This is a genomic window from Synechococcus sp. H60.1 (assembly GCF_047462335.1).
Classification (GTDB): Bacteria; Cyanobacteriota; Cyanobacteriia; order Thermostichales; family Thermostichaceae; genus Thermostichus.
On record NZ_JANSJA010000274.1, the window covers coordinates 9,014 to 16,284 of the forward strand.

A 7,271-nucleotide genomic window follows, 5' to 3' on the forward strand; every position below is an offset into this window, starting at 1 on the left:
CCAACTACTACGGCTATTAGTAGTGACAGCAAGCCGTTTCCCACTGCGGATCCCACTGGGGCAAGCCCCAAACCCGTAAAGAGCGAGGAAAATCTATGGTGATGCCCTATCGGCAAATCTGGGAAGACAGTTTAACCATCTTCTGGCGCGACTGGCTGGATCTGCGCGGGCGGGTCTGGCAGGTGGTGGCTTCGGGGCTGGTGGCCCCCCTCATCTACATCGTTGCTTTTGGGGTGGGGCTGGGCGGATCCCTGCGGGCCGAGGCCCTGGCTGACGTGGCTGGATCGACGGCGGCAGGTTCCTATTTACGTTTTATTTTGCCGGGGATGGTGGCTCTTTCGGCCATGACGATTAGCTTTGCCGGCACTACTTTCTCCATTTGTGGATCGCGGCTGTTTACCAAGAGCTTTGAGGAGCTGCTGCTCTTGCCGGTGCATCCGCTGGCGCTGCATTTGGGCAAGGTGTTGGCGGGCATTGCCCGCGGCCTGCTCACGGCCTTGGGAGTGTTGGCGGTGGGGGTGCTGGGGACAGGAGCCTGGGGCCTTCTTCATCCCCTGGCGCTGTTGGTGCTGCTTTTGGATTGCGCTGTCTTTGCCGGCATCGGGGTAATCGCCGGCTTAAAGGTGCCCAGCTTGGAGAGTGTGGGCGTGCTCACCAACTTTTTGATTACGCCCATGTCCTTTCTGGGGGCCACTTTTTTTGATCCCAGCCAGTTGCCAGGCTACCTACAGGTGCTGGTCTATTGCCTGCCCCTTTCCTACGCCAGCATCGGCATGCGGGCAGCCGCCTACCAGCCCCCTGCCCAGTTCCCCTGGTACACAGTGGCGGTGCTGGCGGGGTTGGCAACCCTTCTGGCCCTGGTGGGTGCCTACCTGTTTTCCCACCAGCAGGATTAGTTGCCCTTGCCAAACACCTCTGGGTAGCGGGCCAGTTGCTCCTGCAGGTCTTGGTCGTAGCGCAGGGCAATTACCCGGTAGCCTTGTCCCAAAAGCTGGGAGCGCACTTGGCGATCCTGGGCAGCCTGGTCGGGCTCGTCATGCACTGCGCCATCGCAGAAAACACAGACGTTGGGCTCGTAGAAGAAGTCGACCACGCAGCGGGGATCAGGGATGGCCTTCTGAGCGTCGTCGGGAAGGCGGTAGCCTTCTTCGGCTAGCAACTCCAGAAAGCGGCGCTCCAGGTGCGAGCGAGGGTCGATGAGCTGGCGCAGCCACTCCAGCTGCTCTTGGCGGGAGCGGCCCAGGGGACGTAGCTCGGTGCGGCTGTGGGCCAGCTTGCCCAGGAGATCCCGAATCTTGTATCGGTCGAGCTCCAGTGCCTCCCGTTGGTTGGCGTAGCTGAGCAGGCACTCGTAGCAGGCGGCGCGGCACTCAGGCCGCAGGTCTTGGATCCCGGCTTCTGAGAGCTGGAAGTGGCAGATCTCCAGGGCTGCTCGCGCCACCTCCGCCATGGCCTCTGGCTCCTCCACCAACCGCTGCAGGACGCCGGCTCCCCCTTCTGCCGTCTCGTAAAACAGCAGGGCCCGATGGGATCCCTGGCCAATGGACTCGGCGGCCAGCTCCGTCTCTTCTAGCTCAAAGGTCTCTTCGATCCCCCGCTTGAGGGCGTAGCGCAGGCTGGTTTCTAAAGGTTGGGGATCCCCTAAGCCGGGCTGCGCCAGGCGCACCAGCAGCAGGTTTTGGGTACTGCGCACCGCCAGGCGGATGGACTGCAAGGAGGCTCGGTTGGATAAGCCCGCCCTGCTCCGCTCAAGCTGAGCTCGCGAGGGGACTTCCCCATTTTCAAAGTTGACTGAGAAACCCCGCCCTCCACTTCCCCGCCAGCCGTGGTTGATGCGCAGCAGGGTAGCTGCCGGGGCATAGCGCAACTGCAGCAGGGGGGTTTGTCCGCTCAGCACATCAGCTTCTTGGACGCGATAGCCAGAGCTTTCGGAAGCAAACTGGAAGAAGGTCTGCAGCTCGTAGCCCTGTCGCCGCCGCTCCTCTTCGTCAGCCGTGATGCGATCCCGTCGCCGCATGCGCACATTGGGCATTTCCAGAAGCTGGGTCAAGAGGCTATTTTGCCCATCGAACGGGGTGCCGCAGACTGGACAGCGATCGAGGGAGGGATCGGCAAAGGCCCCACAGCTAAAACAGAGCTTGTGGCTACTTTTGCGCTCCTCCAGACCGCCGGGCGGCGCCTGGAACGCCACCGCTTCCCACTGGCAGCCTTCGTGGTAGAGGAAGTTGTGGGGAGCAAACTCGCGGATGGCCAAAAAGCGGGGCCGGGCGATGAACTCCCCCTCGCCGCCGCGGGGCACCCAGGCCCGCACGGGTAGGGCCGGAAAGTTGTAGCCGGGCAGAAAGCCTTCGCTGGCCAAGTAGCGGTAGGGGTAGAAGTCGCTTTCCTCCCGCTGGGTGTCGATTTGGAGCAGCAGATTCCGCTGGCGCAGGGCTTCCCGCTGGCGGCGCTCGGCTTCCTGCTGGTCTTTCTTTTCGCGAGTCGTCTGGAGCTGGCGGTTAGCGGCTTCCAACTGCTGGGTGGCAGCCCGATAGAGTTCTCGCCAGCGGTCGAAAGCTCGGTCAAAAGCCTGGGGCGCCTCTTCGATGACCTGCTGGAGCCAGCGGCGGCTAAACCAGCCGCTCTGATCCAGAACCTCTCGATCGGCAGCCAAGAGCGCCTCCACCCGCTCCATCACCTCTTGCCGGGCCGCTTCCCCTAGCTGGATTTGGGCAGCCACCTCTTCCCGCAGGGGCAGCCCCTCGCGATCCAAATCGAGAACTCTTTCCATGGAGTTACCCAGGGGCAGGCGTACCTGGGCCAGCCAAACGGCGTGGATGTGAGCCCGCAGTAGCGCCTCGTTGGTTAAGTCCAGGCGGGGAGGGCGGACACGACCGGCCACCATCTCGGCGCGGCGGCGGAAGTAGTACTGGTCGTGGCTGTTGAAGGCGCCGCAGTAGCTGAGGATTAGCCCCGCCTGCCCCTGGCGACCTGCCCGACCGCTGCGCTGGGCGTAGTTGGCCGGAGTGGGCGGCACGTTGCGCAGATGCACCAGATCCAAATCGGCAATATCGACCCCCAGCTCCAGGGTTGGCGAGCAGACCAAGTAGGGAAGGCGGCGAGCTTGGTCTTCCCCGCGAAAGCGCTTTTCTCGCCACTCCCGCTCTCCCGCTCGAACCACCTGGGCCGTGTGCTCTCTGGCCTCCAGGGATCCCAGCCCTGCTGCCCCGCTCCGATACAGGCGCTGGAAGAAGAGATTGACGGGGCGAGGGGCGGAAGCGTAGCCCTCCTGCTGAGCGCGGCGGGAGTACAAGGGATCCGCAGGCGGCGGCGAGCCATCGCCCAGGCACCAGCGCAGACAGCCAGCGTTGAGCTGGTAGGCTTCCTGGCCATTCTCCCGCCGCAGCAGGTCGTAGCTGACTAGAAGAGAAAGCAGGGATCCCAAAAGCTGGTCGTAGGTTTCCCGGGTTAGCTCAAGGCGCTTGGCAAGAAAGCGTCCGATGGCGCTGCGGGGGCCTAGGCTGAAAGTTGTCCCGTCTTGTCCGTTGCGGCTTTGGCGGACAAAGCAGGTAGCCGTCCGCAGCTCGTCGTACTCTTCTAGGCCCCAAAACTCGTTGAGGTGTTGCTCGGCGCGTCGGCGCAAGTTTCTCTGGAACTCGGTTCTGAGCACAGGCACATCGATGGCCAGTTTGCGCCGAAACTGATCCAGCAGAGCCCGCAGCAGGCGTTCCCGCTCCTCGACGCTGGCCTGGACAAACCAGGGATTGAGGGGGGCCAGGGCCGAGCTCTGGCAAAGCTCCTTGAGGCCGCGGTATTCAATTTTCAACAAGCCCACCTGTTCCAGGTTGGGGTGGGTAACCCGCCAGCCGCGCCGCAGATCCTCGTAGAGGCGGTATTCGGTTAGCTCCGTAAAAGTCCGCCAGACCTCTTGGGCAGCCGGCGACTGGGGATCCAGCAAGGGGTTTTGGGCAATATCGGCAAGGGTGAGGCCGGCAGCCTGCACCACCTCTGGGGCCACTTCTGCAAAGCCCAGCTCTTGCTTTTTAAGAAGGGCAGCGTAGAGCGAGGCCCGCAAGAGGGCCACGTGGACAAAGTCGTTGAAGTGGCCGGCCTGCAGGGAGGCATCCTGACGGTTGTCGGTAAAGGTAAGCAGCTTGTCCTGGGCTGCCCCCGTTTGAGCAGCATGGCGCAGCAGAGAAGTGGCCAGAATGGTGGTGGCGCTGGAGCGGCCTTCGCTAGAAAGGGAAGCCAGCTTGGCAAACTCCCGCTCCCGTCCACTGTAGTACTCGCCGCAAGCTAGGCAGAGAGAAAAGGGCTGGGGCTGCCACCACAGCTTCTGGGTTCCTGCCTGGGGCACCTCGGAAAAGGAGCCGTCCGGGCGGACCCAGACCGCTTGGGGGACGCGCCTTCTCCAATGGGGCTTGAGCCGGCCTTCAGGGGTGTACCAATCTTCCGGGATCTGTTCCTGCGACCACTCCCCCTCCAGGGGATCCAGACTCAGGTAGCCAGCTTGCTGCTCTTCGCTTTCCTCCACCTCTTCCCCGAGGGGATAGGGCACAAAGCGATCCCCGGACTTGAGGACATGGTAGTAGTCCTGCCCGCACTGGCGGCAGAACTTGACAGGGAAAAAGAGCTTGCCCTCACCGGCCTGCATCTGCCCCTCCAGGGAAAATTGCCGCTTTTCCCGGCTCTCCAGAGTGGCGTAGAGGGTGCGGCCCTGGGAGATAAATTGGTGCAACTTGAAGGCCACCCCCCTGTTGCCGTCTTTGAGGTTGCTGGCGTGGGCGAGGAACTGGCGCAGAGACTCAGCGCAGAACTGGGGATCCCTGTCAACCTGCTTGGCCAGTTGGGCGGCGACCTCAGAAAGCTCCCTGGGCAGGCGGCGCCTGAAGCCGCCATCGGGCGTGGGCTCCAGGCCCAGTTCGTACTCCAGCCAGCGCGTCAGGGGGTGGCGGCGCAGGGTGGCCAGGTCGGCGGGAGGGGGAGAGTCGAGGGCGCTTTTTAGCTCCGCTGCACTAGGAGAGTCACCCTCACTAAAGGGATCCAAGGTTTCCTCGATAACGTGCTCCGCTCTGAAGGGATAGCCAAAGAAGCGGCTGGCAAAGTCGGCCACAATCTGGCGGCGCTCCTGGGCGGTGGCTTCTGGCCGGGAGATCATGGTGGCGCTGGTGCCGATGTGGACAAGGTTTGGGGCGGCGCAGCGCTCCTTGAGGCGTCGCACCAGCATGGCCACATCCGCCCCCTGTCGACCGCGGTAGGTGTGTAGCTCGTCAAAGACCAAAAAGCGCAGTCCACCAGGACTTAAGAAGCGCTGATCCTCAGGGCGAACCAACAGCAGCTCCGCCATCATGTAGTTGGTAAGCAGAATCTGGGGCGGCTTCCGCCGCAGCTCTTCCCGATCGCTTTCGGCAGTTTCCCCGGTGTATTTGGCAAAGCGCAGGGGGAAAGGGCGACCATAGCGGCGCTCGTAGCGTTCGCGCAGGTCTTGCAAAGACTGGTATTGGGAGTTCACCAGGGCATTCATGGGATAGACCACCAGGGCCGTCACCTGGTGCTCGGATCCCTTCTGGCGGATCCAGTTGTCGAGGATGGGCAGGAAGTAGCAGAGGCTCTTGCCGGAGCCGGTGCCACTGGTTACCACGAAACTTTCTCCGGCTAGGGCCTTGGTGATGGCCTCCTCCTGGTGGCGGTAGAGGCGAAACGGCCTGCTATCCTCAAAGCGGAAGATGTGGGCTGTTTCTTGGGCAATCCGTCCGGCTGCAGCCAACTCGTCAACGGTTGAGCCGTCCTTGTAAGAGGGGCTGAGCTGGACAAGCGGCTCTGGCCAGAGGTGGATCCCTTCTTCTAGCGCTTGGTCTACAAAGGCTTGCGCCCGTGGGTCGGCAACCAGAAAAAACGAGCGGACAAAATCGCGATAGTCGGCCAGGACAGCGGCGTGGAGATCAAAGATCGTGGACATCAAAGCTACTCCACAGGGCCCTCCTAGCCAACCTAAACCCAGTCTGGAAGTGCAGCAAGTATTTTCCTCACCTCCAGTCCCTCTGGGGGAGAGACTTCTGCTGGAGTCAAGTCGCCATCAAGATGAGAGCTTGATCCAGAGCGCAATCTAGAGATAGTCATTGGCACACAAGTGTTGCTCGTGCAAATCTCCCTCCCATTTCAACTTGCTTGCCGCGTAAGTTGCGGATCCCAGCCTGCTTGTGGAGTTGAGCTAGGGTGCGCAGCGCTTTGTGAATCACCTTGCGCTTGGTCTTGAAGCCGGTTACCTGGCGGGCCCACTTGATGAGTTCATCGTCCAGAGCGACTTGGTGCGTATGGGGATCCGCTTGTGTATAAGAACGCAGTCTTATGCGGATCCTATGCCTAGATTTAGCGGTGCGCCAGCCGCTCCCATGCCTCCAGCACCAAGCGGCGGGTGCGGTATTCGCCAAATTGCCGCATTTCTTTTTCCTTGAGCACGCGGAAGGTCTCGCCGGGGAAGGTGCTGGCAGCCACACGTCTGGCATACCCCGCCGGATCGAGAGGATCTTCCACCTCTTCCCAGGGATCGAGGATGTTTTCTAGCTCACGCTCGGTCAGGTCGGCAGGGTCGAGAATGTAGCGCAGTTGCTTGCGGGTGAGGCCGTAGAGCCGGGCGTAGTAGGCGTCCAGCTCGGCGCGGAGCACAGCGCGGCGGTCTTCATCCCAGCGGAAAGGTGGGCAGGGGATACCCTCTCCCCCTTGATCCCCCTCTCCCCAAGCTTTGGGAGAGGGGGTTGGGGGGTGAGGGCCAACCACCGCTCGCAGCGCCTCAAAGCACTCCGTCTCGCCAAGGCGGATGGCTTCGTTCCAGACATCGTCCGCGAAGGGCTTCATGTCCCAGGCGGTGTAGGTCAATTCCAACACCCGCGGCACGATGAAGGCGAGGTCGGCAGGGGTGTAGGCACTCGGCGGGAGGACGGGGAGTTGACGGAGGATGAAGAAAGTGAGATGCGTCCCACCAATTTTCTGGCGTAATGTCCAATCGAAAATCAGGACATTGAGATTGGCTAGAAAACACGAGATATGAATAGCTGAAATCTCACCTGTGAGGACTATAGGCATCGTATGTCCCACCCCCACCCTGGGCAACAAACCAAAGATCGCAGTGCGCTCGTCAGTTGAACGCGCCACATCGCGAAACCCCAGCAACCACCCCCGCCGCCAAGTGCCCAGCCGAGCTTCAACTTCTTCTGCCGGCACCCAGTACCAGGGCTGGACGACGAAGTGCGGGTCGGCGTGCTGTGCTGCGTCAGGGGTAGGTAGTTGGGTGC

At 62.0% G+C, this 7,271-nt stretch carries 3 protein-coding genes and 1 pseudogene; 1 reads left to right on the forward strand and 3 read right to left on the reverse strand.

The features are described 5' to 3' along the window. Window positions 1-95: 95 nt before the first annotated feature. Complete coding sequence (locus NW852_RS12505; protein ID WP_414415560.1) at window positions 96-896, forward strand: ABC transporter permease; 801 nt, start codon at window positions 96-98, stop codon at window positions 894-896. Here NW852_RS12505 and NW852_RS12510 read toward each other — a convergent pair. From NW852_RS12510 to NW852_RS12520, 3 genes and pseudogenes are all read right to left on the reverse strand, one after another. Then, a complete protein-coding gene (locus NW852_RS12510; protein WP_414371719.1) occupies window positions 893-5,938 on the reverse strand; it encodes a DEAD/DEAH box helicase in 5,046 nt (1,681 codons plus the stop codon). The genes NW852_RS12505 and NW852_RS12510 overlap by 4 nt on opposite strands. 157 nt (window positions 5,939-6,095) lie before the next feature. Continuing rightward, complete coding sequence (locus NW852_RS12515) at window positions 6,096-6,410, reverse strand: type II toxin-antitoxin system VapB family antitoxin (protein ID WP_414371717.1); 315 nt, start codon at window positions 6,408-6,410, stop codon at window positions 6,096-6,098. Then, a pseudogene (locus NW852_RS12520) lies at window positions 6,349-7,271 on the reverse strand (hypothetical protein); the annotation flags it as partial. The pseudogene NW852_RS12520 and the gene NW852_RS12515, both read right to left, overlap by 62 nt.

Bases quoted from the DNA above. Each gene is read 5' to 3' on its own strand.
- NW852_RS12505 (WP_414415560.1), top strand. From the start codon at position 96: ATGGTGATGCCCTATCGGCAAATCTGGGAAGACAGTTTAACCATCTTC.
- NW852_RS12510 (WP_414371719.1), bottom strand. From the start codon at position 5,938: ATGTCCACGATCTTTGATCTCCACGCCGCTGTCCTGGCCGACTATCGC.